Source organism: Sphingomonas trueperi (assembly GCF_011927635.1).
Classification (GTDB): Bacteria; Pseudomonadota; Alphaproteobacteria; order Sphingomonadales; family Sphingomonadaceae; genus Sphingomonas; species Sphingomonas trueperi.
The window spans coordinates 130,955-157,318 of record NZ_JAATJB010000011.1; the positions used below are offsets into that span (position 1 = coordinate 130,955).

Consider the following 26,364-nt stretch of genomic DNA (forward strand, 5'->3'; position numbering starts at 1 on the left):
TTTGTCCACTACCAGGCACTGCACGGTTCGGCTGAACCGCCAGCAGCACGATCGCATCCTCGCGCTCGCTACCGAGCAGAATTGCAATCCGTCGGAGGTGATCCGGGCGGCCGTGGATGCCTATCTCGGCACCGCCACGCTCCTCACGTCAAGCCATCGTCGGCTCGCGCGAATCAGCGAGTTCATGCAGCTCGCGCTCGACGTCATCATCAGCGAGCAATATCCCGAGTTCCGCGACCGGATCATCGCCAACGCCGACAAGCGCCTGGAGCAATACCATGGCGCGTAACGACATCCGCACCGACGGCCGGCCGATCCCGCTGACCCACCATTCCGCACGCGGAAAAGTCCAACGCAATTCTGGAAATTTCACGCGCGGCAGCCAGCTCCTGACCCACGAGCTGTTGATGTGGTTCGCCGGCGCAAAACTCCCCTTCGTCGTCTGGTTCTTCGTGTTTCTCGCGGCCTGGTTCGTGATCATGTCGCTCAAACTGGACGAGCACGGCTTCCAACTCGTCTGCATGAAGCTCTACGCCATGCTCTGGGACTGGGTCGGGTTCGACCCGACGAAGCGCGTCAACGTCAGGCTTCCGAGCGGGGAACTCCACCGCACGATCATGGCCGTGGTGCCGTTGATGCCCGAGGTCCAGCGGGCCTGGAGCATCGCCGTGCGCGGCCTTCTCGGCGCGCTGCTTTTCTCGGTGTTCCTCACCATTCCCCTGTCGATCTGGTTCGTCGATCTCTCGCGTCGCCGTGGCAAGACGATCCTTCAGGAGCGGCACGAGCGCGGCGCTATGCTTGTCGATCGCGAGGTCCTCGTTGCCGAGGTCTCGCAGCATAACGCGGCCGCCTTCGAGACGGACGTGCGCAAATGCTTCCCGGGCCTGTCGCCCAAGCAGGTGCTCGCGCTTCCCTTCACGGCGCGCAAGCGCGCCGGAATCCACCATCCCTACACGCTCGCCGGCATCCCCTTTCCGCACCGGATGGAGCAGTCGCACACCATGCTGATCGGTACGACCGGCTCGGGCAAGACCACCGAGCTCCGGAGCCTCGTCCGGCAGATGCGCGAGCGTCAGGACAGCGCCGTGATCTTCGACCTGACCGGTGCCTATGTGGAGGCCTTCTACGACCCGGCGCGCGACACGATCCTCAATCCGATGGACCGCCGCTGCCCTGCATGGTCGATCTTTTCGGACTGCCGCACGCACAGCGAGTTCACCGCCGCCGCCGCCGCCCTCATCCCCGCCGATGGCGGCTCGTCCGAGCCGTTCTGGGCGCTCGCAGCGCGGACCCTGTTCATCGAGATGTGCATCCGCCTGGTCGAGCGGGGCCAGACGACCAACCTGGCGCTTTCCGAGAACCTGATGACCGCGGATCTGAAGCGGGTCCATCGCTTCCTCCAGAACACGATCGCCGACCCGCTGACCGCGCCCGAAGCGGCGCGCATGGCGGAGTCGATCCGCGCCGTCTTCAACACGAATGCGCAGGTCCTGCGCTTCCTTCCCGACACTGGCGAGCCCTTCTCGATCCGGGACTGGATCACCGGCGAGAAGCAGCCCGGGTCGATCCTCTTCATCACCTCCAACTACGTCGATCTCCCGATGAACCGGGCGCTGCTGACGCTCTGGATGGACCTCGCCATCAACCGCCTCATGACAATGCCGCGCACGCGCGAGTTGCGGACCTGGTTCATGTTCGACGAGCTCGGCGCACTGCACAAGCTGCCGGCAATCGAGAACGGCCTCCAGACCGCGCGCGCGTTCGGCGGCGCCATGATCCTCGGCATCCACAGCTTCGAGAAACTGATCGAGGTTTATGGCGAGCAAGGCGCCCGCAACCTCGCCTCGCTTGCACGTTCCAAGCTGATCCTTGCGACGGCCGATCTCGACACCGCCGAGCAGTGCGCGCGCTACATCGGCAATCGCGAGGTGCGGCAGATGGATGAAGCCTATAGCTATGGCTACAACAACACCCGCGACGCCTCGACACTGACTCCCAGGAAGCAGGTCGAGCCGCTCGTGATTGCGGATGACATCACGAACCTGCCGTCGATGCACGGCTTCGTGAAGTTCCCCGACGGCTTCCCCGCCGCGCGCACCCAACTCCTCTGGAAGGACTATCCCCAGGTCGCCGAGGGCTTCCTGCCGCGACCCGACCTTCAGCCGGTCCGGTCAAGGCGCGGAGAGGAGGTGTTCGACGATGGCGGGGAGGGCGACGCGGGCGGGCGGGATGGCGCCGGCCAGGTCGTGGAAGAGGCCGTCGAGCCGGTCAACATCGCCAAGGATTTGGCCGCGCGGATCCTTTCCGCGGAGGCCACGGAGGAGCACAACCAAGCAAGCCGCCCGCCAGCCGAGCGCACCGAGAATCGCGGCGAGGAGCAAGCTCCGCGCGCGCACGCCGTCGATCGGGCACAGGCGGTCCGCAACTCGCCCGATCAGGCGCAGGCGCCAACGGAGGCCCGTGACGATCGCCGCGAGAGTCGCGCGGCCCGAACAGCCCCCATGCCCGAGGATCAGACGCTCGCCGAATTGCGGCAGGACTTCTCCGCGAGCCGGGATCATGACGGCGCAGACATGGGGATCTGACCCATGCTCTCGGTCGCATCGGTCCGATCCGCGTCCGGCGCCGCGGGCTACTTCGCGAAGGACGACTATTACACGGTCGAAGGCTCGTCGGAGATCAGCGCCTGGGGCGGGGAAGGTTCCGCCGCGCTCGGCCTTTCGGGCGAGGTGTCGAAGGAGGCATTCGAACGCGTTCTCAACGGCATCTTGCCGGGCGGCGAGGCCGTCGCCCAGGTCGAGAACCGGCGGGCCGGAGTCGATCTCACCTTTTCGGCCCCGAAATCCGTTTCGGTGCTCGCCTATGTCGCCGGCGACAAGCGCATCCTCGGTCCCGACGGCGCCAACATGAAAGCCGTGACCCGCGCAATGGCCTGGGTCGAGAGCAACCTCGCCGAGGGGCGCAAGGACATCGAAGGCCGCAAGGTTCCGATGCGGAGCGGGAACCTCGTCTACGCGCTCTTCCAACACGACACGAGCCGCGCCCTCGACCCGCAGGCCCATGTCCACGCCGTCATCGCCAACCTGACCAAAATGCCCGACGGCAAGTGGCAGGCGCTCCACGCAGACAAGATCTGGTCGAACAACTCCGTGATCGGCTCAATCTACCATGCCTTCCTGCGCGAGGAGCTCGAGAAGCTCGGCTACCAGGTGGAGCTCAAGGGCAAGCACGGCACGTTCGAGATCGCCGGCGTGCCCAAGCCGGTGCTGGACGCGTTCAGCCAGCGCCGCGAGGCGATCCTCGAAAAGGCGGCCGAGCTCGGCATCTCCTCGCCAAAGGGGCGGGACGGCGTCACCACCAACACGCGCGATTCCAAGCTCAACGTCGAGGATCGCGAGGCGCTGCGGCAGGCATGGATCGACAAGGCGGCAGCGCTCGGTTTCGACGGCAAGTCGCTCCTCGACGCAGCCCTCGCCCGGGCGGCGCAACGCGATCCCGGCAGCGCGCTCGAACGCGGCTACCGTGCCGTATCGGAAGCGGTGTCGACGGCATGGGACAAGCTCGGGTCGGCCCTGCGCGCGCACGATCCTTTCGTCGATCGCGGCCTTGCGCGAGTGACCACCTCGCCGGCCGAAGCACGCGCGCAACTGGCGGTCGCCTCCGCCGTCCGGATGCTGTCCGAACGCGAAGCCGCCTTCAGCGTCCACCAGCTTGGCAAGACCGCGCTCGACCTCGGGCTGAAGGGAGTGACGGTCGACCATGTCGAGCGGCGGATCGAGCAGCTTGTCGGGCGTGGCCAGCTCATCGCGGGCGAGACGCGGATCGGCGACACGCGCCCGCGGATGGTCACGACCCGGGAAGCCCTCCTGACCGAGGAACGGATCCTCGGGGCAGTCGAGGAGGGCAGGGGGCTCGCCTCGGCCATCCTCGCCGCGCACGACGCTCCAGGGCGGCTCCAGGCGGTCGCAGACAGGGAGCTCAACGCCGGCCAGCTCGGCGCGGCCGCGCTGATCCTTTCCTCTGAGGACAGGACCGTCGCGATCCAGGGCATCGCCGGCGCCGGCAAGTCGACCATGCTGCAGGCGGTCGCGCGTGTCGCGGAAGCCGAGGGCCGCGCCGTCGTGGGCCTGGCCTTCCAGAACAAGATGGTCGCCGATCTCGCGGAAGGGGCAGGGATCAGATCCCAGACGATCGCCTCGTTCATCCTCGCCAACGAGCGCCACGTTCAGGCCGGGGGACCCGCATACGACGAAGCCCGCGCCGCGCTCGCCGGCTCGATGCTCATCGTCGACGAAACCTCGATGGTCTCGTCCGACGACATGCTGAAGCTCCACCAGATCGCCGCCGCGCTCGGCGTCGACAAGCTCGTCCTCGTGGGCGACCGCCAGCAGCTCTCTTCAATCGACGCCGGAAAGTCGTTCGCGCTCATCCAGGCGGGTGGAGGCACGATGGCGCGAATGGACGAGAATATCCGGCAGCGCACGGATCAGCTCCGCACCGTCGCGGCGCTCGCGAACCTCGGCGAAGCGTCCAAAGCGATGAAGGTGCTGGGCGAAAGCGTCGTCGAGCATCAGAGTCCGGCGCTCCATGCGGCCGAGATGTGGCTCGGCCTTTCCGCCGCCGATCGCGACGCGACGGCCGTGTTCGCGTCGGGGCGCGCGGCGCGAGCAGTCATCAACCAGCGCATCCAGGACGGCCTCGCCACCGAAGGCAGCGTGCGAGGGGAGGGCATCCACCTCACGGTGTACGAGCGCGTCAACACCACGCGCGAGGAGCTGCGCTATGCGGCCACCTATCAGGCCGGGCAGACACTCGAGGTCGGCCGCGGCGGCGGCCAGGACGTCGGCCTGGCCGCTGGCCGCTATGACGTCGCCAAGGTCCATCCGAACGGCAAGGTCGACCTGAAGCTCGGCAACCGGTCCATACGCTTTGATCCGCAGAAGCTGTCGCCGACCGAAAAGCGCGACCGGCTGCAGCTCAGCGAGAAAAAGGATCTCCACCTGCGTGAGGGCGACCGCATTCGCTGGACCGCCAACGACAAGGAACGCGGGCTCCACAACTCGGCGTTGGCGCGGGTGCTCGCGGTCGACGCCGGCGGCGTGACCGTCGAGACCACCGGCAAAGAGCGGCTGACGCTCGATCTCGGCGACCCGATGCTGTCGCGGCTCGACCTTGCCTACTCACTTAACATGCACATGGCGCAGGGCATCACGACCGACAAGGCGATCACCGTCATGTCGAGCCAGGAGCGCAATCTCTCCAACCAGCGTCTGTTCAATGTCGGGGTCACGCGCGTGCGGGATGAGCTCACGATGGTGGTCGACGACAAGGAGAAGCTCGAGCGCCAGCTCGACAACAATCCTGGCAACAAGACGTCGGCACTCGAAACCCTCGGTCGGCTCGACGTCGATCAGGGACGCACACGCGGCAAGAGCAGCGGTCCCCGCGAGAAGCTTCATGTCGGCCCGGTCGACCTGGCCGACCTGCCGCCGTTGCCGGGTGAGCTGCCGTCCGCAGCCGACACGCAAGGCGCCGCCGCCGCTGCCGGCCATTCCAAGTCACCGCCCGACCTCAAGCCGGACCTTGGCGACGCCCTGCCGCCGCTGCCGGAACGTAGCCTGGGGCTCGACCTGTGAAGACCGGCCGGCCGGACGCCGGAGCTTGATGATGGAGACGACGATGAGTGGATGGGATTTCGACGAGGTGGGCAAGTTCGGCAGCGCCAAGGCGGCCGAGGATTTTGCCAAGCGAAACGATGTCGATCCGCGGGACATCCGGACGCGCGACACCCGGGACGGTGTCGAACTGGAGATCCGGCGCTCAAGCCTCGACCGGCGCGGGCTCAAGGACAGCGGTGAGGGCCGCCGCGACGGCTGGAGCTGACTTTCAAAGCCGGCGCGGCTGCGCCGGGACATCGCCCACAATGAGGAAGCCTGACATATGCCCAGCCTCATCGGATCGTCCCTTGCGATGATCATATTCCTCGGCTGCGCGTTCGCGCTGCTGATATTGCTCAACAACAGCTCGTCCCGTCCCGGCGGTCCGCCCGAGCCGGTCCCAGCGCAAGCGCAAGCGGAACCGGTCGCGCGGCAGTTCCTAACCGAAAGGGAGGAGGCCATGCTGGCCGCGATCGAGCAGATCCTCCCCGGCCATCGCATCCACGCCCAAGTATCCATGGGAGCGCTCCTGCGGGCACCCCGCCGCGATGGACGCAAGGCCAGCGCGGCGGATCGCAACAGCTTCTCGCAAAAAATTGTCGACTTCGTCGTGCAGGATCGCTCGAGCGGATCCGTCGTCGCCCTGATCGAGGTCGACGATTCCTCTCACGTCGCGCGTCGCGACCAGGACCGCGATGCGATGACGCAGCGCGCGGGCTACACGACGATCCGCATTCCCGCCCGGGCCAAGCCGGCCCTTCCAGATGTCCGGCTCGCGCTCGCGCCCCTCCTCCAGTCGAGAACGAGCATCTCGGCGGCTGAAGACCGGCAGGCGGGCGATGCTTGATCAGCGGCCGGCGCCGGCGAAGCTCCCCGCTCGGCGCACTAGCTTTCGCGAGCCTACCGCGACCACTGAGCTTCCGCGCCCACGGCCACGCGCTATGCCATCGGAGCGACACTTGAAGGCGATGGGTGGGCCCGGCCCCGCGATCCTGTTGCTTCGGCACCCTGGCATCCACTGGAGCCGGACGGCAGCCTTTTGCATGCGCCTCGCGCCCCTGCCGATCGCGAAGCGCGCCGGCTCCGGCTGTGTCCCCCGAACCTCGCCACCAGAGGGTTGCCGTGGGCCTCGATGACAGGGACTATATGCGCGAACGGCGGCGCAGGGTGGGACGTTTCGGAGGCGCCCCGTGGTTCGATGGTACCAACCGGGGCTTCGACTATCAGAAGGGCCGCAAGGTGCGGTTCGGTCCCCACCCCATGCAAAAGTGGATCATTCTGCTGTCCGCCGCCTCCTTCCTTTATCCGATGTACCGGGAAGCGAGGCGCAGTGGCTGGCTCCCCGATCGGGAAGCAGCCTTGCCTTTTCCGCCCTCGGGAAGCGTCACGGTGAACGCGGCCATAGACCCGCACGATGCCACATCGCGCATGCGGGTGGTGACGGCATCGGCCAATGCTGTCGTCCAACTGTTCGACCCCGGATCCGACCACCACGTCATCTCGGTCTATGTCCATGGCGACGATGACGTCACTGTCCCGGTTTCGCCTGGCACCTATCGGATGCGTGTCATCGAGGGCGACAAATGGCATGGGCCCGTGAAGTTCTTCGGACCATCGACGACTTACGAAAGCATCGTGAAGCTCATGACATTCACGCGACGGCATTTCGGAGGGATCGACCTGCATCGACGCCCGGATGGAACGTTGAAGACGCGGGTCAAGATCGGCGACCCGCCGCCTTTGCTCGCCGTCGAGGGGACGGGGAGGTGACCCGCCGCGCGGGCGGGGTTCAGCGCTCCCCACCGATGGCAGTGTCTAGCGCCGCTTCAAGTCGATCGATCACGGCCGCGCGGCTCGCCATCTTGGGGAGCTCCCGGCGAGCGAAATCCTGGAGCCGCCGCACGTCCCGCGCTGGCAGACGTAACGTCAGGATCGTTCGGTCAAGCGCCGTCGGATCGATCGCATCCGCTTCTTTCCCGGCTATGAGAAAGTGCTCGAGCAGACGCTTGCGAGCGGCAAAGCTCCAGCCCAGCGCGGCAAGCTCACCCGGCGAGAGGGCAAGCAGCGCGAGCGCGACATCCATGATGTCTTCAAAGGGCAGCAGGACGCGTACAACCCGTCCGCCGCGCTCGCGCCAGCGCCGAAGCGGTCCGCCTTTCACTGCAGGGTTGGCCCAGCGTCTTCGCCGTCCAGCGATCGTAGAGCAGCCAATATCTCGTCGACTGAGACGGGATGTCGGGCGCCTGGCGGCCGGCGGAGCGCCGGCTGACCCTCGACCGCGACGCGGTCGGATGCCCAGGAAGCGAGGATGGCGCGCTTCACCTCGGGTTCGAGTGTCGGATGCTCGGCGACATCGAAGGGATGAAGGTATCGGGAAACAGGCTGCGACATGACTCTGCCTCCTTTCGTTTCAGGTCGCGGCTATGCTTCGGTCCGGCTGAACCGCTCGAAAGATTTGGAAATGATTTGAACAAGATCAAGGCCTGGCGCGCAGTCAAGAAGTGCTTGTTGGCCTCCGTGAACTCGCTGCTGTCGGATCCTGATCCTCACTGCGCTGGACAAGCGGGTCTTATCCGCCTCGTTCATTACCCGCCCAGCGAATTACCACCGTGCGAGCGAGTTCTAAACAGATTGGCTCTGATTCCATCGAAGAGGAACGAACCTACCGCCGCGCTTCCCGAGCCGCTTGGATTGCTGGCACGGCATGGTCGAGAACTGCTTCACCGGACAACGCTCGATGAGACCGGGCAGTAGCGCCGCAATCATTGCGGCCGAAGGCGAAGCCTGTCCGGGCACCGCTCGACTCCTCGCGCGTTCTCCACCAAGAAGGAGAGCGTCCATGAGCAAGCGCGAACTGATCGATACGGGTACAGACAAACGCTACGTTCGGCGTGACGAGAAAGGCCAGTTCAAGGAATCAGATGACGTCGGCAAATCCTTGGCCGCTGATCGGCGCACCAAGGCAAAGACGACGGTCAAGCCCGGCCAGGGCGATCGCGGCGATCAGAAGAAGAAGTGATGTCGCGATGATCGCGATTTCCGCCGACACCTGATGGCCCGGGCTGCTTCCCGCGCAAGTAGCGAGCACAATACGTCTCTCCCGCGCGCCGGGGCAGCGGCACCCCCACCCTTTCGGGCTGTCCAGCTCGCACAGCTCGTCGATACCGTGCCGAGCGGCGACCGCTGGCTCCACGAGATGAAATATGACGGCTACCGGACGCTGATCGCGGTCGGCGGCGGCGAAGGCCGTGCCTACACCCGCTCCGGTCTCGACTGGTCGGATCGCTTCGCCGGCATCGTTACCGACGCTCTCAAGCTCAAGGTCGGTTCTGCGCTGATCGACGGCGAAGCGGTGGTGCTCGATGTCGACGGGCGATCGAGCTTTCAGGCGCTACAGGGCGCGCTCAAGGGCGCGCCGGCCACGATCGACTATTTCGCGTTCGACCTGCTGGAGCTCGACGGCGAGGATTTGACCGGCCTGCCGCTCGTCGAGCGAAAGGCGAAGCTCCAGAAGATCCTGCCAAAGAGCAAGAGCCGGCTGCGCTACTCCGATCATATCGTGGGCAGCGGCGAGAAGCTCCTCAACCAGTTCTGCGCCGCCGGGCTCGAAGGCGTGATCTCGAAGCTCGCGACCGGCAAATATGTCGGCTCGCGCTCGGGTGGATGGCTCAAGACCAAGTGCATCAAGCGACAGGAGTTCGTCGTCGTCGGCTGGACACCGTCGGACAAGTCGCGGCTGTTCCGCTCGCTGATCCTCGCCATCCACGAGAAAGGCGAGCTGCGTTACGCCGGCAAGGTCGGCACCGGCTTCGACACCGCCGAGCTGATCCGGCTCATGGAGATCATGAAGCCGATCGAGCAGTCGGCGCCCACCGTGAAAGCGCCCCGTGCCGAAGTTCGCGGCGCGCATTGGCTCAAGCCCAAGCTGGTCGCCGAGATCGCCTATACCGAGATGACCAATGAAGGCACGCTTCGCCATCCGAGCTATCTCGGCCTGCGCGAGGACAAGAAGCCCGAGGCGGTGGTGCTGGAGACCGCGGCGCCAGTCGAGACCGTGACGGCGCCATCGTCGGTAAAGATCAGCAACCCGGAGCGGATCATCGATCCGGACAGCGGTATCACCAAGGGCGCGCTCGCCGACCACTATGCCGCCGTCGCCGCGATCATGCTGCCATGGGTCGGATCGCGGCCGATCAGCCTAGTGCGTTGTCCGCAGGGCCGCGCCAAGAAGTGCTTCTTCCAGAAGCACGACGCCGGCAGCTTCGGCGATGCCGTCAAGCATGTCGGCATCATGGAGAAGGACGGACACGAAGAACCCTATCTCTACATCGACACCCCGGACGGCCTGCTGACTTGCGTCCAGATGGGCACGATCGAGTTCCACGGCTGGGGAGCGCGCATCGAGGATGTCGAGAAAGCCGACCGGCTGGTGTTCGATCTCGACCCTGACGAAGGGCTCGACTTCGAGGCCGTGCGCAAGGCCGCCTTCCACTTTCGCGAGATCCTCCAGTCGATCGGACTCAAAACTTTCCCGATGGTCACCGGCGGCAAGGGCATCCACGTTATCGCGCCGCTGGTACCGCGCGCCGAGTGGCCCGAGGTGAAGAGCTTCGCGCACCGCCTGGCCCAGGCGGTCGCGCAGAGCGACCCCGACAACTTCACCGCCGCCTTGCCCAAGGCGCAGCGCAAGGGCCGCATCTTCGTCGATTATCTGCGCAACCAGCACGGCGCGACTGCCATCATGCCCTATAGCGTGCGGGCACGATCGGGCGCGCCGGTCGCAGCGCCGATCTCATGGAAGGAGATGGAGACGATCGACACGCCCGCGCACTGGCGTGTCGGTGATGCCAAGGAACTGGTGAAGCGCGCCGCGTCGAAGGCGCTCGCCGGCTGGGGCCGCGCCGATCAGACCCTCCCCGACCTGTGAAGATCGCCACCTACAATGTGAACGGCGTCAATGGCCGACTCCCCGTATTGCTACGCTGGCTTGAAGAGGCGCAGCCCGACATCGTTTGCCTGCAGGAGTTGAAGGCGCCGCAGGAGAGATTCCCGGAACAATCGATCCGTGATCTTGGCTATGACGCGATCTGGCACGGCCAGAAAAGCTGGAACGGCGTCGCGATCCTGAGCCGCGTCGGCGAAATCCACGAAACGCGCCGCGGCCTCCCCGGCGATCCCGACGACAGCCACAGCCGTTATATCGAGGCCGCCGTCAACGGCATCCTCATCGGTGGGCTCTATCTGCCCAACGGCAATCCCAGGCCCGGTCCCAAGTTCGACTACAAGCTCAAATGGTTCGATCGGCTGATCGAGCACGCGAAGGGACTGCTCGACAGCGGCCTGCCGGTTATGCTCGCCGGCGACTTCAACGTCATGCCGACCGATCTCGACGTCTATAAACCCGAGCGCTGGCTCGACGACGCGCTGTTCGCGCCCGAGGTCAGGGCCGCCTATTTCCGCCTGCTGGACCAGGGCTGGACCGATGCGCTGCGGACGATCCATCCCGGCGAGGTCATCTATACCTTCTGGGACTATTTCCGGAACGCTTATGCCCGTAACGCTGGTTTGCGCATCGACCATCTGCTGCTCAGCCCCGCGCTGGCCGACCGGCTCGTCGATGCGCAGGTCGACGCGCATGTGCGCGGGTGGGAGAAGACCAGCGACCATGCCCCGGTGTGGATCGAACTTGCGGACAAGCCGAAACGTCGCCGCAAGGCGACAGCGCGGCAGACGGCATGATAGAGACCGAACAGTTCATTCTGCACCAGAAGGATTGGGTGCCGAATAACGAGCGGCTCCCGGTTATCGTCTATCGCGGTGCCGTCAAAGCCGAAGGCAAGGAGGCCGCCGAGCAATTCGAGCGTCTCTTCACCGATCACGGCTGGCCGCCGCAATGGCGCGATACGGTTTATGGCTATCACCATTATCACTCGACCGCGCACGAAGCGCTCGGCGTGGCGACAGGGTTCGGGACGCTGCTGCTCGGTGGTCCGGGCGGGCGCGAGTTCGAAGTGCGCGCCGGCGATGCGGTGGTTCTGCCGGTAGGCACTGGCCATCGCCGGCTCGAGGTAAGCGACGACTTCATGGTCGTCGGCGCCTACCCGCAGGGGCAGGACTGGGACATCTGCCGCGAGGCGCCGTCCGACGAAGCGCGACAGCGGATGCGCGCGCTCCCCGTCCCGGCGGAAGACCCGATCCTCGGGAAGGACGGCCCGCTTCGCCAAAGCTGGAAAGCATGACGGTCGGCTGGAAGCTCGATCCCGATGACCGCGCGGCGCTGCTCGCGCGCTTCCCGCCCCGCTATGCCGAGACAGTCGCCGATCATGTGACGCTGCGGTTCTCCACCGACGAGGCGACACCACTGCCCACCGCGACCGCGGGCGAGGTAGTCGGCGAGGCGGACGATGAAGTGGGCGTGCAGGCGCTTGTGGTCGAGATTGGCGGAACTACCGCGCGCGGCGACGGCAGCCATTTCCATATTACCTGGTCGCTCGCGTCGGGCCGGGCCGCGAAGGAGAGCAATGATGTGATCGGCCAGCGCGGCTGGCGCGCCATCGATCCCGCCCTGCCGATCCGCCTCACCCCGGTGCGCTGGAAGAGCTGATCATGGCAGGGTTCCTCTCTGGATGACCGCCCCCGCATGTCAGATCGCCAGCATGCGCTGGCCGGCGCTGGCGCCGACTTCCTCGACCACGAACGTCCGCGCCGGCGGCGTCACCAGCAGGTCCGCTTCGGCAAAGGTGAGATCGAGCCACTGTTTGACCTGCCGGCGATAGATGATCGCGCCGTGGCGATCCTGATAGCGGGCGACCTCGGAGTTCGCCGGTACGGTGACGACGCGGTAGCAGAGCGGCCAGTCGCCCGTTGCCGGCTCCCAGATGCCGGCAAGGTAGAAGTGATTGCCGTCGTCGAGCGACACCCGGTAGCGCTTCTTGCCGACCGTCATGTGGAATTCGCTCGCCGGAATGAGGCAGCGATGGCTCGGAAAGGTCCGCCCCTCCGAGCGCACGAAGCGGTAAGACTCGCCGTCGCTGAAACGCGGGTTCGATCCCCAGGTCGCCTCGACCATCTCGATTTCGCTGGCATCGTCCGGATTTCGCCGGATGATGGCGCGGCGAGCGCCCAGCGGCGCATCCGAATCAAAGGGGGTTGGCGACTCCATAGTCTAGAACATAATGGGAACAACGAAGAGTCGCAAGAAAGGCTGACCGCTTTGTGCAATGACTACCGACTGGAGGTGGATATCGCCTCGATCGCCGGGGATTTCGACGATCTGAAGATCAAGATCAAAATGCCCGAGGGCACACCGAACGTGGCCGCGCGCGAGGATATCAGGATCAGCGATACCGCGCCGATCGTCCGCAGCGCGGAGGGCGAGCGGGGGGCTGGCGAACTGGTCAATCGCAAGTGGAGCTGGCCCGGCCAGGGCGGGAAGCCGGTGTATAATTTCCGGTCCGAAGGCCGCGAGTTCACCAGCGGGCGGTGCCTAATTCTTGCTGATGGCTTCTACGAATTTGGGGACCCCCAACCCGGCCATAAGCGCAAGACCAAATACCTGTTCACGCTGGACGACCATGAATGGTTCTGCATCGCCGGGATCTGGCGCTCGCATCCCCAGGCAGGTGAAGCCTTCACGATGCTGACGATGGAGCCGGGTGAGGATGTGAAGCCCTATCACCATCGCCAGATCGTCCCGCTCCGGCGCGATCAATGGGCGGACTGGCTCGATCCCGCCGTGCCCGCGGCCGATGTCCTGAAGGCACTGCCGAAGGGCAGCCTCACCGTGACGCAGGTCTATCCGCCCCTCGCCGAGCCGGCGCTGCTCTGACAATGCCCGACGCCAATTCGCTCGACCGCTTCGTCGAGGCCCAGACGCTCGCCTATCCCGGCGCGCTCGCCGAAATCCGCCGCGGAGCCAAGCGCTCGCACTGGATTTGGTACATCTTTCCGCAGATCGCGGGGCTCGGGCGCAGCTCGACCGCGCAGCATTTCGCGATCCGCTCAGCGGACGAAGCGCGCAACTATTTCGATCATCCGGTGCTCGGCCCGCGCTATATCGAGTGCGTGACCGCGTTGCAGGACTTGCCCATCAGCGATCCCGTCGCGGTGTTCGGCGAGATCGACGCGATGAAGCTGCGATCGTCGCTGACTCTCTTCGAGACGGTCCGCCCCTCGCCGCTACTCGCCGCCGCGCTCGACCGCTGGTTCGGCGGCAAGCGCGACGAGATGACGCTACGGCTCCTGGGCGACGACTGACTCTGCTTGACGAAGTGCCGATTGAGGCGGAACATAATGGGAACAAGTGAGTCGATTTTGCCCGATGTCTGTCCAACCGTCGCCCATCGATCGGCCTTGCGCCGATCAGCTAGCTGCGCTTCGCGCTCAGCTCGCGCAGGCCCAGAGCCAGCGCGGGCCGGCACTGGCGTTCGGGCTGGCGGCGCTCGACGACCGGCTGGCCGATCACGGCCTCGATGGCGCAGGGCTGCATGAGATCGCGGCGGCGCGGCCGTCGCTGAGCGACGATGCGGCCGCGACCTTGTTCGCGGCGGGTATCGCTGCCCGCTTCGCCTCGCGACCCGGCTTCACGGTGATCTGGGCACTTTCCAAATTCGACCTCTATGCACCCGGCATTGAACAGGTCGGGCTCGGTCCCGATCGTATCCTCTACGCGCAGGGCCGGAAGGACGCCGACGTGCTGGCGATGGCCGAGGACGCGCTTCGCGATGGCTCGATCGCCTGCGTCATTGCCGAAGTGAAGGCGGCCGATCAGACGGCGACCCGCCGGCTCCAGCTCGCCGCGTCGGATGGCAAGACCCCGATGCTCCTCTATCGCCGCCACCGTGCCCGCGACCGCTGCCCGCTCGATCAACCCTCCTCGGCGATGACGCGCTGGCGGATCGGTTGCGCCTCATCGGCACGGCTGCCCTATGCCGGTGTCGGCCGCGCTCGCTGGTCCGTCGAGCTGGTCCGCCAGCGGAACGGCAATCCTTTCTCCCTCGAACTTGAAGCATGTGATGATACGGGTCGCCTCGCTCTACCTGCCGCAGCTCCCCATAGAGCGATTGCGACGGCTGGAGCGGCCAGCCAAGCCGCCTGACGCGCCGCCGGTCCCCGCACAATCGAGATTTGCAGCGCCGATCGACGACGACCCCGGCGCCTGCTCGGTGCCGCGTGGCGGCGGCTGGCGGCCGGGCGCGCGCTGGGCGCTCGCCGACCACGGCGCTGCGAGCTGGCCGCGTGAGGGCGCGCGGCCGGATAAGCCGAGCCAGGCCGAGATCGATGCGCTGCCGGCGCACCAGCGACCGACGATGCGCGAGATGGGCCGACGCAGCGAGGCCGCCGACAATCCGTTCAAGGCGATGCCGCCCGACGAAGGCGCGACGGGCTATGCCGTCGCCGCGCCGCTGCCACTCGTGGCGGCATGGACGCGACCGACCATCCTGATCGAACGCATGGGCCAACGCGATGTCGTCACCGCTGCCTGCCCGGTCGCGCTGGAGCTGGGCTTGCGTCCCGGCATGGCCGCGGCGCACGCCCGCGCGCTTGTCACCGATCTCGACGTGCGCGATGCCGAGCCTGATCACGATCGCGCCTTGCTCGACCGGCTGGCCCTGCATGCAGTCGGGCGCTGGACGCCGACCGCGAGCGTCGCCGGGCCGGATGGCCTGTGGCTCGACCTGACCGGCACGACGCACCTGTTCGGCGGCGAGGCGGGCTTCTGCCGCCGATTGCTCCGCTTCCTTCATCGGCTCGGTTTCACCGCCAGCATCGCGATCGCCGGCTCGCCCGGCACCGCGCATGCGCTGGCGCGCTACGGCGGCGAGCCCGTCACCGTCCTCCCTCCCGGTCGCGAAATGGAGGCCATCGCCGACCTGCCGCTCGCCGCGCTCCGGCTGACCCCGGAGGCGTTGAGCTCCGCCGCGCGGTTCGGGCTGGAAAGCGTCGCCGATCTCTACCCAATCGCGCGCGGACCGCTCGCCCGACGGCTCGGCATGACGACGGTCACGCGGCTCGACCAGGCCCGCGGGCTCGTCGCCGAGCCGATCGTGCCCGTCGTGCCGTTCGAAGAACCGCGCGTCGAGCGCAGCTTGCTCGAACCGATCAGCACCGCCGAGGCGATCACCCAGGTCATCGACGATCTGATCGACGACATGGTGGGCGTGCTCCAGGCACGCGGTCTCGGCTTACGTGCTGCTGTCCTCATCTGCCTGCGAGTGGATGGGGTAGAACAACGCATCGGCCTTGGCACCGCCAAGGCAACGCGCGATGCAAAGCATCTCAAGCGCATGTTCGCGATGCGGGTCGAGCGGATCGAACCCGACCTCGGCATCGAAGCGATGGCGCTGACCGCACCGCGGGTCGAAGACCTGATGCCGGTGTCGCTCGGCACCGGGCTGGCCGAATCCAGCACGCCCGACCTTGCGCCACTGGTCGACCAGCTCGCCGGCCGTGCCGGCGATGCCGCGCTGTTTCGCATCGGCGCCCAGGAAAGCGACGTGCCCGAGCGCGCGATCGTCCGCGCCGATGCGCTTGCGTGCCCCTCGGGATGGCCCAAATGGAAGCGGCCCGCGCGGCTGCTGCGTCGGCCGGAGCTACTGTCCAACGTGGTGGCGCTGCTGCCCGATCATCCGCCGCGCCGGTTCGTGTGGCGTGGCCAGTCCTATCGCGTCGTCGCCGGCGATGGTCCCGAGCGCATCCACGGCGAGTGGTGGCGCAGCGAGCGCGAGATGTGGGCGGTCCGCGATTATTTCCGGGTGGAGGCCGAGGGCGGCGAGCGGTTTTGGCTGTTCCGGCGCGGCGACGGAGTCGAGGGCAGCACCGGCGATCTTAGCTGGTACATGCACGGGCTGTTTGGCTGATGGCGACTTACGTCGAACTTCAGGTGACGAGCCATTTCTCATTTCTGCGCGGTGCGTCGTCGCCCGAGGAGCTGTTCTCGGCCGCCGCGCTGCTCGGCCACAGCGCGCTCGGCCTGACCGATTGGGGCGGTGTGCCCGGCATCGTCCGAGGCTGGCGTGGCCAGAAGGCGACCGGCGTGCGGATGATCGCGGGCGCGCGGGTCGATCTCACTGACGGCCGCGCGCTGCTGCTTTACCCCACCGATCGCGCGGCCTGGTCGCGGCTCACTCGGCTGCTATCGGTCGGCAAGGCGCGCGGTGGCAAGGGCTGCTGCATCCTCGATTGGTGCGATGTCGTCGCCCATGCCGAGGGTCTGATCGCGATCCTCGTCCCTGACCTGCCGGACGACAATACCGCCGCGCATCTCGCCGAGCTGCGCGAGACGTTCGACGCGCGGGGCTATCTCGCGCTGTCGCTGCGGCGCAGACCCGACGATGTGGAGCGACTGGTCCAGCTCGACGCGCTGGCGCGCGATGCCGGAATGCGCAGCGTCGCGACCGGCGACGTGCTCTACCACACGCCGGAGGCGCGGCCGCTGCAGGACGTGATGACCGCGATCCGCGAAAAGACGACGATCGACGCGCTGGGGTTCCGGCGCGAGCGGTTCATGGACCGCAATCTCAGATCCCCGGTCGAGATGGAGCGAAGGTTCGCGGCCTTTCCCGATGCAATTCAGGCCAGCGCCGACATCGCCGCCCGATGCCGGTTCGATCTTGGCGAGATCCAGTATCAATATCCCTATGAGCAGGTCATGGCCGGCCGCACGGCGCAGCAGGCGCTGGCCCGTTTGACCGAAGATGCGGCGGCGCGGGCGTTTCCCGATGGCCTGCCGCAGCGTTACCGCGACCAGATCGACCATGAGCTGCGACTGATCGACCAGCTCCGCTACGCGCCCTACTTCCTGACGGTCAACGCGATCGTCGCCGAAAGCCGGCGACGCGGCATCCTGTGTCAGGGCCGCGGCTCGGCCGCCAATAGCTGCGTCTGCTACCTGCTCGGCATCACGTCGATCGATCCGATCAAGCATGAGCTGCTGTTCGAGCGGTTCGTGTCGGGCGAGCGCAAGGAGCCGCCCGACATCGATGTCGATTTCGAGCACGAACGCCGCGAGGAGATTATCCAGTGGATCTACGAGACCTACGGCCGCGACCGCTCCGCGCTGACCGCGGTCGTTACCCGCTATCGCACCCGCGGCGCGGTCGCCGAGGTCGGCAAGGCGCTCGGCCTGCCGCGCGACCTGACCAAGATGCTGACCGGCCTCGTCTGGGGTTGGTCGGTCGATGGCATCACCGACGAACAGATCGCCGGCCTTAACCTCAACGCCGAGGATCATCGCCTCAAGCTCACCCTGCTGCTCGCGCGTCAGCTCATCGGCACGCCGCGCCACCTCTCTCAGCACCCCGGCGGATTCGTGCTGACCCAGGACCGGCTCGACGAGCTCGTGCCGATCGAGCCAGCGCGAATGGAGGATCGCCAGATTATCGAGTGGGACAAGGACGATATCGACGAGCTGAAGTTCATGAAGGTCGATGTGCTTGGCCTCGGCATGCTCGGCTGCATGAACCGGGCGTTCAACATGCTGCGCGACTGCAAGGGGATCGGTGTCGGCATGGCCGACCTGCAGGATGATGATCCCGACGTCTATGCGATGATCCAGAAGGCCGACACCCTGGGTGTCTTCCAGATCGAGTCCCGCGCACAGATGTCGATGCTGCCGCGGATCAAGCCCAAGGAGTTCTACGATCTCGTGATCGAGGTCGCGATCGTCCGCCCCGGTCCGATCCAGGGCGACATGGTCCATCCCTATCTTCGTCGCCGCGAGGGCAAGGAGAAGCCCGAATATCCCAAGCCCGAGCTGCGCGCCGTGCTCGAGAAGACCCTGGGCGTGCCGCTGTTTCAGGAGCAGGCGATGAAGGTCGCCATCGTCGGCGCCGGGTTCACCGCGGTCGAGGCCGACCAGCTCCGCCGTGCGATGGCGACGTTCAAATTGACGGGTGGCGTCTCGCATTTCTACGACAAGCTGGTGGGCGGGATGGTCGAGCGCGGCTATTCGAAGGATTTCGCCGAGCGGACGTTCAAGCAGATCGAGGGGTTCGGCTCCTATGGCTTCCCGGAAAGCCATGCCGCCAGCTTCGCCAAGATCGCCTATGCGAGCTGTTGGATGAAGCACCATCATCCCGACGTGTTCTGCGCCGCCCTGCTCAACGCGCAGCCGATGGGATTCTACGCGCCCGCGCAGATCGTCGCCGATGCCCGCAAACATGGCGTCGAGGTGCGGCCGGTGTCGATCAACGACAGCCATTGGGATTGCACGCTGGAGCCGGCCAAAGGCCGCTACATGGCGGTGCGGCTGGGGATGCGGCAGGTCCGGGGGCTCGCCAACATCCACGGCGCGGCGATCGTCGGCGCACGCGGGCCTGCGCCGTTCGATAGCGTCGAGGAAGTCTGGCGCCGCGCAGGCATGCCGCGCGCCGCGATCGAGCGGCTTGCGGAAGCCGACGCGTTCCACTGCATCGCCGAGGACCGGCGACAGGGGCTATGGAAGGTCAAGGGCCTGGGCGAAGCACCATTGCCGCTGTTTGCGGCGGCGGACGAACGCGAGGCCAAATTCTCGCCCGAGGGGCTGGAGCCGTCGGTGGCGTTGCGGCCCATGAGCGATGGCCGGGAAGTGGTCGAGGACTATCGCTCGACCCAGCTATCGCTTCGCGGCCACCCGGTCAGTTTTCTGCGCGAACAGCTCGATACGATGAAGATCGTCCGATGCGCCGATCTCGCGACGATCCGCGACGGCCGCAACATCGAGGTCGCCGGCGTCATTCTCGTGCGTCAGCGTCCGGGCTCCGCCAAAGGCGTGCTGTTCGTGACGATCGAGGACGAGACCGGCATCGCCAACGGCATCCTCTGGCCCGACCGGTTCGAGATCTACCGCCGCCAGGTCATGTCGTCGTCGATGATCGCGATGCGCGGGCACCTACAGAAGGAAGGCGAGGTCATCCATATCATCTGCGATCGCATCGTCGATCATGACGACATGCTGCGCTCGATTGGCCGAATGGAGTTCAGCGTCGCACCAGGCCGCGGAGACGGGGCGAAGAACGGCGGCGGGCCTGACCCGCGTGACCCGAACTTTGCGCGCGCCCGTACGCTCGCCTCGCCGCCGTTCGGAACTGCGATCGACGAAGCCGAGGTTCTGCGCATCCGCAGCCATGACTTCCACTAACAGGATCGCACCTCGCCAGGGCCGCGGTGATCATGGGCTTTGATCATCGGCAGACCGGAGGTGTGGTATCGCCGCCTCAACCGCTGTCCTGGCGCCGCTGAGATAGCTTTTCCACATCGGCTTTCCCTCGAACTTGATATTCTCGGGGTGCCCATCAAGACGGCAAAGGGCACGAGCCGCCGCTTCGATCGCGCGTTCAAGATCAGGCATTGAAACTCTCCTGCCGCGGCGAGAGCGCGTGCTGACCACGCGGAGAAGACCGGGCCCAGGCGTCGCTCTCATCGCCTAAGCCATTTCGGACACTCTCGTGGACTCCATGCTTCTGACGGGCGCGATTGCGCCCTACGCCGTGCGGCAAATCGGCGGGTCGTCGGCTGAACCCGGAAGCTCCGCAGCGCCGAGAACAAGCGGCGCGCCGGCTTCCTGACGACGGCGAGATTGCCGGAACCGGGCTGAGATATGTCAGCGCAGCTAGCAGACGGCGTCTCCATAGCAATGCTCGCGCGATGCTTTGCAAACAAGAGCAGGTGCCGAGTGACGACGATAGGCCGCAACAACTTGCCGGTTCGGAGGGGCAGCGAAGCACTGCCATCCCGTCCGAAAGCACTTCGCCGTACTCGGCAGCACGCGTTGTGAAATCCGAACTTTAACTCACAAACGGAGGATGGACGATGCGGAAACACCTAATCATCTCGACAGCCCTTGGCGCCCTCGCCATTTCGGCGTGGTCGAGCGCCGCGGCGGCCCAGGCTTCTGCAGCCAGTCAGCAAGCGCAGCCGCAGCCTTCGACTCAAGCGGCTCCGCCGGCCGGAGCCCAAGCGCAGTCGAAGCCCACCGATCCACCCGAGGCGCAGCGGGACAAGCTCGTCGACGAGGCGGTTGCCGCGGTGCGCGAGACGCAGAACGCATTGACCGCAATCGACCAGAACAAGAACGACGACGCGATCGCGGCGCTGGAGCGCGCGACCGGCAAGCTCGAGATCGTCCTCGCCCGCACGCCGACGCTTGCGCTCGCTCCGGTCGATGTGAGCGTCGTGACGCACGACGTGATCGGAACCCCGGCCGACGTCGAGAAAATCCGCGGAGAGGTGGGCGCCGCGATCGCGCAGGGTCGCCTGCAGCTGGCGCGCAAGCTCATCTCCGACCTGGGTTCCGAAACGGTCGTGAACATCAGCAAGCTCCCGCTCGGCACCTACCCCGCCGCACTCAAGCAGGCGGCCGCGCTGCTGCACCAGGGCAAGCCGCAGGAGGCCAAGGTGGTCCTTCAGACCGCACTGGGCACGATCGTGATCGACCAGATCGTGATCCCGCTCCCTCTCGTTCGCGCGCAGCTCGCGCTCGAGGACGCGCGCAGCCTGCTCGAGAAAAGGAAGCGGACCGACGCGGAAAGCGCCCGCATGCGCCAGCTGTTGGGAACGGCCCGCACGCAGCTCCAGCTCGGCAAAGCGCTGGGCTATGCCACTGACAGCGAGATGACCGACCTGATCGCCTCGGTCGACGATCTCGAGCGTAAGACCGCCGGCTCGCAATCCGCCAAGGGGTTGCTCGATCCCTTTGGTCCCAAGTTCGACGAGGCCAGGCGGTCGAGCCAGCGCCCGCGCTAGGCAGCACTCGGCGTTCGATCGTCTCCCGCGCGGGGGCTGGTCAACACAAGCACAAGGGGCGTTCAACCTGGCGAACGCCCCACGGGAGGTAACATGTTGCGCCAGCCCGCCACCGCACGCGGCGCGTTCGAGGCCCTCGATCGTCTAGCCATCAACACGATCCGTACGCTCGCCATGGATGCCGTCGAGAAGGCGCAGTCCGGCCATCCCGGCACCCCGATGGCGCTTGCGCCGGTGGGCTACACGCTGTGGTCGCAGTTCCTCCGGATCGATCCCAACGTGCCGGACTGGCCCAATCGAGACCGTTTTGTGCTCTCGGTCGGGCACGCCTCCATGCTTCTCTACGCGCTTATCCACCTCGCCGGCATCAAGGAGGTCGATGCGGAAGGCAGGGCCACTGGCCTGCCTGCGGTTAGCCTCGAGGACATCAAGAACTTTCGCCAGATGGGCTCCAGGACGCCGGGCCACCCCGAGTATCGGGTGACGACCGGCGTCGAGACCACGACGGGCCCGCTCGGTCAGGGCTGCGGCAATTCCGTCGGTATGGCGGTCGCCGAACGCTGGCTCGCCCAGCACTTCAATCGCGATGGCTTCACCCTCTTTGACCATGACGTCTACGTGCTGTGCGGCGACGGCGACATGATGGAGGGCGTGTCGGGCGAGGCGGCAAGTCTCGCCGGACATCTCAAGCTTTCCAACCTCTGCTGGATTTACGATTCAAACCGTATCAGCATCGAGGGCCATACCGACCTCGCCTTCACCGAGGATGTGGGCAAGCGCTTCGAGTCCTATGGTTGGAACGTGCTCCACGTCGACGACGCCAACGATACTGAGGCGTTCGCGCGGGCAATCGAAAGCTTCAAGGCGACCGACGACCGACCCACCTTCGTCGTCGTCCACTCTATCATCGGCTGGGGCAGCCCCAAGGCGGACAGCGAGAAGGCTCACGGCGAACCGCTTGGTGCCGACGCGATCGTCGCCACCAAGAAGGCGTATGGCTGGCCGGAGGACAAGACCTTCTACGTGCCCGACGGCGTCGCCAAGCACTTCAACGAGGCGATCGCCTCGCGCGGGCGCCGGCTGCGCGAGGAGTGGGAGGCGACCTTCGCCGGCTATCGTGAGACCTATCCCGGCATGGCGGCCGAGCTGGACGCGATGCGCAAGGGCGCGCTGCCGCCGGGCTGGGAGTCGGGCCTGCCGAGCTTCGACCCGGATCCCAAGGGCGTCGCCTCGCGCGAATCCGCCGGCAAAGTGCTGAATGCGCTCGCCGGCAACGTGCCCTGGCTGGTGGGCGGATCGGCCGACCTGTCGCCATCCACCAAGACCGAGCTAAAGAATTTCGGCTCGTTCCAGGCGGACAATCCTGGCGGGCGCACGATGCACTTCGGCGTGCGCGAGCATGCGATGGGCGCGATCGCCAACGGAATGGCGCTGTCCTACATCAAGCCCTTTGCCGCCACCTTCCTCGTCTTCGCCGACTATATGCGAGCGCCGGTCCGGCTTGCGGCGATCATGGAGCTGCCCGTCACCTTTGTCTTTACGCACGATTCGATCGGGGTCGGCGAGGACGGCCCAACCCACCAGCCGATCGAGCATCTGGCGACACTGCGCGCGACGCCCGGGCTCGACACCATCCGCCCGGGAGATGCGAACGAGGCGGCCGAGGCGTGGAAACTTGCCGTCCGCCAGACCCGTCGGCCGAGCGCGCTGATCCTCTCGCGCCAAGCGCTGCCGACGCTCGACCGGAGCCGCTATGCGGCCGCCGCCGGGGTCGCGAGGGGCGCGTACATCCTTGCCAGCGCCGATGATCCGGAGCTCATCCTGATCGGCACCGGGAGCGAGCTGAGCCTTGTGGTCGGCGCCTATGAGAAGCTGGCAGCGGAGGGCGTACGGGCACGCGTCGTGTCGATGCCGAGCTGGTCCCGCTTCGAGGAGCAGGACGACGCCTACAAGCAGTTGGTCCTAACCCCCGGCATAGAGGCGCGCCTGGCGGTGGAGCAGGGCGGCGCAATCGGGTGGGACCGCTATGTCGGCGCTCGCGGCCGAACGATCACGATGTCGACGTTCGGGGCGTCTGCCCCGCTTGCCAAACTCCAGGAGAAGTTCGGCTTCACCGTCGACCATGTGGTCGAGGCAGCGCGCTCGATGATCTTGCAGGAGGCGTGACGATGGCGAGCCGGGTCAGGAAGCTGCACGATTTTGGCCAGGCCCCCTGGCTGGACTTTGTCGACCGCCGCTTCCTCAAGGAAGGTGGGCTGCAAAGGCTCGTCGAGGAAGACGGCGTCACCGGCGTGACCTCCAATCCGTCCATCTTCGAGAAGGCGATCGCGCATGGCGATGCCTACGACGCGCAACTCCTGGCTCTTCTCCAGAGCCGGCCCGGCACGAGCATCACCCAAGCCTATGAGGCGCTCGCGGTTCAGGACATCCAAGACGCGGCCGACACGCTGCAGCCGGTCTATGAGCGGCTGAACGGGACGGACGGCTACGTTAGTCTCGAGGTCTCCCCCTATCTCGCTGAGAGCACCGAGGAGACGGTCGCGGAAGCACAGCGGCTGTGGCGACAGATCGACCGTCCCAACCTGATGATCAAAGTGCCCGGTACCCAGGCGGGTGTCCCTGCCATCCGCCAGCTGATCGAAGATGGCATTAACATCAACGTGACGCTGCTGTTCGGCCAGCAGAGCTACGCCGCGGTTGCGATGGCCTTCGTGGAGGGGTTGGAAGCACGGCTCGCCCAAGGCCAGCCGATCGACCGTATCGCAAGCGTGGCGAGCTTCTTCGTCAGTCGGATCGATGCCGCGATCGACAGGAAAATTGCCGAACGCCTGAAAAGCGCTGACGCGGAGGCCGAGGCGCTTACGGGACTGCGCGGACAGGTCGCCATCGCCAACGCCAAGCTCGCCTATCAATGGTATCTCGGCTTCGTAGCTTCGGAACGCTGGCAGGCGCTCGCGGAGCGCGGGGCGATGCCGCAGAGGCTCCTCTGGGCCTCCACCGGCACCAAGGATCCGAGCTACCCCGACACCCTTTATGTAGACAACCTGATCGGGCCGGAAACCGTCAACACCTTGCCGCCCAAGACGATGGACGCCTTCCGTGATCATGGCACGCTCGCGCCGTCCCTGACCGCCGAAGTGGAAAGCGCGCGTCGGATTCTCCGCGAGGTAGACCGTCTCGGGCTCGACTTGCCAGCGGTCGCGGACGAGCTCGTGCGAGACGGCGTGAAGCAGTTCGCCGACGCAGCCGATGCGCTCCTTGGTGCCGTTGCTGCCAAGCGCTCCGCCATTGTCGGAGACGGGCTGAACAGCATGCACGAGGCACTGCCGCGGGAGCTCGACGAGGCGGTAGAGGCGCGGCTCGAGCGAATGCGTCAGGAAAGCTGGTCCAGACGGCTATGGGCAGGCGATGCCACGCTATGGACCGGCGGCGAGGAAGCCAAGTGGCTCGGGTGGCTTGCCGCAGGTAAGGGCGAGCAGATCGACCCCGAGGCATTGAAAGCTCTCGGCGCTCAGGCAGCCCAGTATCGGTCCGCGGTGCTCCTCGGCATGGGCGGGTCGAGCCTCGGCCCGGAGGTCTTGGCCGAGATCGTGGGGCCGCGGAGCGGCAGCCCGATGATCCATGTGCTCGATACCACCGATCCGAAGCAAATCGCCGCAGTGGCGGCGGCGATCGACCCCGAGCACACGCTGTTCATCGTTGCCTCCAAGTCGGGCTCGACGATGGAGCCGGAACTGCTGCGCGCCTATTTCTGGAATCTGGCGGGCCAGGACGGCAGTCGCTTCATCGCCATCACCGACCCGGGATCGCGCCTGGCAAAGATCGCGCACGATCATGGCTACGCGGGCGTCTTCCTGGGCGATCCAACGATTGGCGGCCGCTATTCGGTTCTCAGCGTCTTCGGGATGGTGCCCGCGGCCGTGATGGGCATGGACGTGGCCGAGTTCTTCGCCAGGGTTGCGCCGATGGTGCAGAGCTGCGCGCCCGACGCGCCGCCCGCCGTCAATCCTGGCGTGCGGCTCGGTGCGATCCTGGGGGAAGCGGCGAACCGCGGGCGCGACAAGGTGACGGTGCTGACCTCGCCCGCGCTTCGGGCATTCGGAGCGTGGCTCGAACAGCTGTTGGCCGAGTCCACCGGCAAGCAGGGCAGGGGCATCGTTCCCGTCGACCTGGAACCGCCGGTACCGCCGGCGCACTATGGATCGGACCGCCTCTTCGTACTGCTGTCGCTTTCGGGCGACGATCACGCCAGGCTCGACGCCCATGCCGATGCGCTCGTTACCGCCGGCCAGCCGGTCGTGCGGATAGCGCTCTCGTCAAAGGAGATGATCGGGCAGGAGTTCTTTCGCTGGGAGATCGCTACCGCGGTCGCCGGCGCGGTGATCGGGATCGACCCTTTCGACCAGCCCGACGTCGAGGATGCCAAGATCAGGACGCGGGTGCTGATCGACGCCTACGAAGCCACCGGGAGCCTGGCGCCCGAGACACCATTTTTCGAGGATGGCAGGGTGGCCTTCTTCGGGCCCGCCGACCGAGGCCATTCCGGCGACAACGCGGTCCAGATCCTGCGCACCCATTTAGCGCGTCCCGGCCCCGGCGATTATGTAGGGTTCCTTCTCTACGTCGAACGCAACCCGGCGAACGAGGCTCTCGTCGCACGCATGCGCGAACGGGTCGTGAAGGCGCGACACGTCGCCACCGTCGCTGGCTTCGGGCCGCGTTTCCTCCACTCGACTGGTCAGGCGTACAAGGGAGGGCCGCGCTCGGGAGTGTTTCTCGAGATCACCCGCACGCCCGATCCCGACGTCCCGATCCTAGGACGTAAAGCCAGCTTCGGCACGGTCCAGCTCGCCCAAGCGCGAGGCGATCTCGACGTGCTCGCCAGCCGGGGCCAGCGCGTCCTGCGGGCCCACCTCCAAAGCGCCAGTCTGAGCGACCTTGAAGAATTGCTCGACGAAGCACTCCGGAATTGAGCGGGAGCCTG

The 26,364-nt window shown here is 66.3% G+C and carries 23 protein-coding genes; 19 read left to right on the plus strand and 4 right to left on the minus strand.

The window, feature by feature from the left end; all coding sequences use genetic code 11:
• Position 1 precedes the first annotated feature (1 nt).
• The 6 genes from GGR89_RS16265 to GGR89_RS16290 all read left to right on the plus strand — a co-directional run bounded on the left by GGR89_RS16265 (position 2) and on the right by GGR89_RS16290 (position 7,427).
• Complete coding sequence (locus GGR89_RS16265) at positions 2-289, plus strand: hypothetical protein (protein ID WP_030541282.1); 288 nt, start codon at positions 2-4, stop codon at positions 287-289.
• A complete protein-coding gene (locus GGR89_RS16270; RefSeq protein WP_042469245.1) occupies positions 279-2,585 on the plus strand; it encodes a type IV secretion system DNA-binding domain-containing protein in 2,307 nt (768 codons plus the stop codon). Before GGR89_RS16265 ends, GGR89_RS16270 begins: the two co-directional genes overlap by 11 nt.
• Positions 2,586-2,588: 3 nt before the next feature.
• Positions 2,589-5,636: a MobF family relaxase gene (gene mobF / locus GGR89_RS16275; protein WP_042469244.1), complete on the plus strand. Its 3,048-nt coding sequence runs from the start codon at positions 2,589-2,591 to the stop codon at positions 5,634-5,636.
• Positions 5,637-5,664: 28 nt separating this feature from the next.
• Positions 5,665-5,883 carry a hypothetical protein gene (locus GGR89_RS16280; protein WP_223308180.1) on the plus strand — a complete coding sequence of 73 codons (219 nt, stop codon included), beginning with the start codon at positions 5,665-5,667 and terminating at the stop codon, positions 5,881-5,883.
• Positions 5,884-5,940: 57 nt separating this feature from the next.
• Positions 5,941-6,504 carry a DUF2726 domain-containing protein gene (locus tag GGR89_RS16285; RefSeq protein WP_042469242.1) on the plus strand — a complete coding sequence of 188 codons (564 nt, stop codon included), beginning with the start codon at positions 5,941-5,943 and terminating at the stop codon, positions 6,502-6,504.
• A 275-nt stretch (positions 6,505-6,779) separates the two neighbouring features.
• Positions 6,780-7,427: a hypothetical protein gene (locus GGR89_RS16290; RefSeq protein WP_042469241.1), complete on the plus strand. Its 648-nt coding sequence runs from the start codon at positions 6,780-6,782 to the stop codon at positions 7,425-7,427.
• A 19-nt stretch (positions 7,428-7,446) separates the two neighbouring features.
• Here GGR89_RS16290 and GGR89_RS16295 read toward each other — a convergent pair whose 3' ends face one another.
• Complete coding sequence (locus tag GGR89_RS16295) at positions 7,447-7,740, minus strand: hypothetical protein (RefSeq protein WP_232252440.1); 294 nt, start codon at positions 7,738-7,740, stop codon at positions 7,447-7,449.
• 74 nt (positions 7,741-7,814) lie between these two features.
• Entirely contained in the window at positions 7,815-8,048 is a 234-nt protein-coding gene (locus GGR89_RS16300; protein WP_066518880.1) for a hypothetical protein, read from the minus strand.
• A 448-nt stretch (positions 8,049-8,496) separates the two neighbouring features.
• Between GGR89_RS16300 and GGR89_RS16305 the strand changes: the two genes are divergently transcribed.
• Genes GGR89_RS16305 through GGR89_RS16325 form a run of 5 tightly spaced genes read left to right on the plus strand, consistent with a single transcriptional unit; the run spans position 8,497 to position 12,261 of the window.
• Entirely contained in the window at positions 8,497-8,676 is a 180-nt protein-coding gene (locus GGR89_RS16305) for a hypothetical protein (RefSeq protein WP_042469238.1), read from the plus strand.
• Positions 8,677-8,709: 33 nt separating this feature from the next.
• The gene (ligD, locus tag GGR89_RS16310; protein ID WP_125972943.1) at positions 8,710-10,584 is read left to right on the plus strand and encodes a DNA ligase D; all 1,875 of its coding nucleotides are present in this window, start codon (positions 8,710-8,712) and stop codon (positions 10,582-10,584) included.
• Complete coding sequence (xth, locus tag GGR89_RS16315; protein ID WP_042469237.1) at positions 10,581-11,396, plus strand: exodeoxyribonuclease III; 816 nt, start codon at positions 10,581-10,583, stop codon at positions 11,394-11,396. The genes ligD and xth overlap by 4 nt, the downstream gene beginning before the upstream one ends.
• Positions 11,393-11,896 (plus strand): cupin, encoded by a 504-nt coding sequence (locus GGR89_RS16320; protein WP_125972941.1) that lies wholly within the window; start codon positions 11,393-11,395, stop codon positions 11,894-11,896. Before xth ends, GGR89_RS16320 begins: the two co-directional genes overlap by 4 nt.
• Entirely contained in the window at positions 11,893-12,261 is a 369-nt protein-coding gene (locus GGR89_RS16325; protein WP_066518870.1) for a hypothetical protein, read from the plus strand. Before GGR89_RS16320 ends, GGR89_RS16325 begins: the two co-directional genes overlap by 4 nt.
• A gap of 39 nt (positions 12,262-12,300) precedes the next feature.
• Here the strand turns inward: GGR89_RS16325 and GGR89_RS16330 are convergent, their stop codons facing one another.
• Positions 12,301-12,819 carry an SOS response-associated peptidase family protein gene (locus tag GGR89_RS16330; RefSeq protein WP_241217813.1) on the minus strand — a complete coding sequence of 173 codons (519 nt, stop codon included), beginning with the start codon at positions 12,817-12,819 and terminating at the stop codon, positions 12,301-12,303.
• 51 nt (positions 12,820-12,870) lie between these two features.
• On the opposite strand from GGR89_RS16330, the gene GGR89_RS16335 reads away from it, so the two are divergent.
• The 5 genes from GGR89_RS16335 (at position 12,871) to GGR89_RS16355 (ending at position 19,776) form a co-directional block, all read left to right on the plus strand.
• Positions 12,871-13,485, plus strand: coding sequence for an SOS response-associated peptidase (locus GGR89_RS16335; protein ID WP_042469234.1), 615 nt, complete (start codon positions 12,871-12,873; stop codon positions 13,483-13,485).
• Between the two features lie 2 nt (positions 13,486-13,487).
• The gene (locus GGR89_RS16340) at positions 13,488-13,913 is read left to right on the plus strand and encodes a DUF1810 domain-containing protein (protein WP_042469232.1); all 426 of its coding nucleotides are present in this window, start codon (positions 13,488-13,490) and stop codon (positions 13,911-13,913) included.
• A gap of 64 nt (positions 13,914-13,977) precedes the next feature.
• Positions 13,978-14,754: an ImuA family protein gene (locus GGR89_RS16345; protein ID WP_125972939.1), complete on the plus strand. Its 777-nt coding sequence runs from the start codon at positions 13,978-13,980 to the stop codon at positions 14,752-14,754.
• Positions 14,672-16,516 carry a DUF6504 family protein gene (locus GGR89_RS16350; protein ID WP_082052516.1) on the plus strand — a complete coding sequence of 615 codons (1,845 nt, stop codon included), beginning with the start codon at positions 14,672-14,674 and terminating at the stop codon, positions 16,514-16,516. Before GGR89_RS16345 ends, GGR89_RS16350 begins: the two co-directional genes overlap by 83 nt.
• Positions 16,516-19,776 carry an error-prone DNA polymerase gene (locus GGR89_RS16355; protein ID WP_042469231.1) on the plus strand — a complete coding sequence of 1,087 codons (3,261 nt, stop codon included), beginning with the start codon at positions 16,516-16,518 and terminating at the stop codon, positions 19,774-19,776. The genes GGR89_RS16350 and GGR89_RS16355 overlap by 1 nt, the downstream gene beginning before the upstream one ends.
• 30 nt (positions 19,777-19,806) lie before the next feature.
• On the opposite strand, the gene GGR89_RS16360 is transcribed toward GGR89_RS16355, so the two are convergent.
• Positions 19,807-19,986: a hypothetical protein gene (locus GGR89_RS16360; protein ID WP_123905547.1), complete on the minus strand. Its 180-nt coding sequence runs from the start codon at positions 19,984-19,986 to the stop codon at positions 19,807-19,809.
• A 461-nt stretch (positions 19,987-20,447) separates the two neighbouring features.
• Between GGR89_RS16360 and GGR89_RS16365 the strand changes: the two genes are divergently transcribed.
• From GGR89_RS16365 to GGR89_RS16375, 3 genes are all read left to right on the plus strand, one after another.
• Positions 20,448-21,380, plus strand: a complete 933-nt coding sequence (locus GGR89_RS16365) for a YfdX family protein (RefSeq protein WP_042469230.1) — start codon at positions 20,448-20,450, stop codon at positions 21,378-21,380.
• Between the two features lie 93 nt (positions 21,381-21,473).
• On the plus strand, positions 21,474-23,546 hold the full coding sequence (gene tkt, locus GGR89_RS16370; RefSeq protein WP_042469228.1) for a transketolase: 2,073 nt from the start codon (positions 21,474-21,476) through the stop codon (positions 23,544-23,546).
• A 2-nt stretch (positions 23,547-23,548) separates the two neighbouring features.
• A complete protein-coding gene (locus GGR89_RS16375; protein ID WP_042469227.1) occupies positions 23,549-26,353 on the plus strand; it encodes a bifunctional transaldolase/phosoglucose isomerase in 2,805 nt (934 codons plus the stop codon).
• Positions 26,354-26,364: the final 11 nt, after the last annotated feature.

Excerpts from the sequence above, each read along its gene's own strand:
- GGR89_RS16270 (WP_042469245.1), top strand. The coding sequence starts at position 279 with ATGGCGCGTAACGACATCCGCACCGACGGCCGGCCGATCCCGCTGACC.
- mobF (WP_042469244.1), top strand. The coding sequence starts at position 2,589 with ATGCTCTCGGTCGCATCGGTCCGATCCGCGTCCGGCGCCGCGGGCTAC.
- GGR89_RS16280 (WP_223308180.1), top strand. The coding sequence starts at position 5,665 with ATGATGGAGACGACGATGAGTGGATGGGATTTCGACGAGGTGGGCAAG.
- GGR89_RS16285 (WP_042469242.1), top strand. The coding sequence starts at position 5,941 with ATGCCCAGCCTCATCGGATCGTCCCTTGCGATGATCATATTCCTCGGC.
- GGR89_RS16295 (WP_232252440.1), bottom strand. The coding sequence starts at position 7,740 with ATGGATGTCGCGCTCGCGCTGCTTGCCCTCTCGCCGGGTGAGCTTGCC.
- GGR89_RS16300 (WP_066518880.1), bottom strand. The coding sequence starts at position 8,048 with ATGTCGCAGCCTGTTTCCCGATACCTTCATCCCTTCGATGTCGCCGAG.
- GGR89_RS16305 (WP_042469238.1), top strand. The coding sequence starts at position 8,497 with ATGAGCAAGCGCGAACTGATCGATACGGGTACAGACAAACGCTACGTT.
- ligD (WP_125972943.1), top strand. The coding sequence starts at position 8,710 with ATGGCCCGGGCTGCTTCCCGCGCAAGTAGCGAGCACAATACGTCTCTC.
- GGR89_RS16320 (WP_125972941.1), top strand. The coding sequence starts at position 11,393 with ATGATAGAGACCGAACAGTTCATTCTGCACCAGAAGGATTGGGTGCCG.
- GGR89_RS16325 (WP_066518870.1), top strand. The coding sequence starts at position 11,893 with ATGACGGTCGGCTGGAAGCTCGATCCCGATGACCGCGCGGCGCTGCTC.
- GGR89_RS16330 (WP_241217813.1), bottom strand. The coding sequence starts at position 12,819 with ATGGAGTCGCCAACCCCCTTTGATTCGGATGCGCCGCTGGGCGCTCGC.
- GGR89_RS16340 (WP_042469232.1), top strand. The coding sequence starts at position 13,488 with ATGCCCGACGCCAATTCGCTCGACCGCTTCGTCGAGGCCCAGACGCTC.
- GGR89_RS16345 (WP_125972939.1), top strand. The coding sequence starts at position 13,978 with ATGTCTGTCCAACCGTCGCCCATCGATCGGCCTTGCGCCGATCAGCTA.
- GGR89_RS16350 (WP_082052516.1), top strand. The coding sequence starts at position 14,672 with ATGATACGGGTCGCCTCGCTCTACCTGCCGCAGCTCCCCATAGAGCGA.
- GGR89_RS16355 (WP_042469231.1), top strand. The coding sequence starts at position 16,516 with ATGGCGACTTACGTCGAACTTCAGGTGACGAGCCATTTCTCATTTCTG.
- GGR89_RS16360 (WP_123905547.1), bottom strand. The coding sequence starts at position 19,986 with ATGCCTGATCTTGAACGCGCGATCGAAGCGGCGGCTCGTGCCCTTTGC.
- GGR89_RS16365 (WP_042469230.1), top strand. The coding sequence starts at position 20,448 with ATGCGGAAACACCTAATCATCTCGACAGCCCTTGGCGCCCTCGCCATT.
- tkt (WP_042469228.1), top strand. The coding sequence starts at position 21,474 with ATGTTGCGCCAGCCCGCCACCGCACGCGGCGCGTTCGAGGCCCTCGAT.
- GGR89_RS16375 (WP_042469227.1), top strand. The coding sequence starts at position 23,549 with ATGGCGAGCCGGGTCAGGAAGCTGCACGATTTTGGCCAGGCCCCCTGG.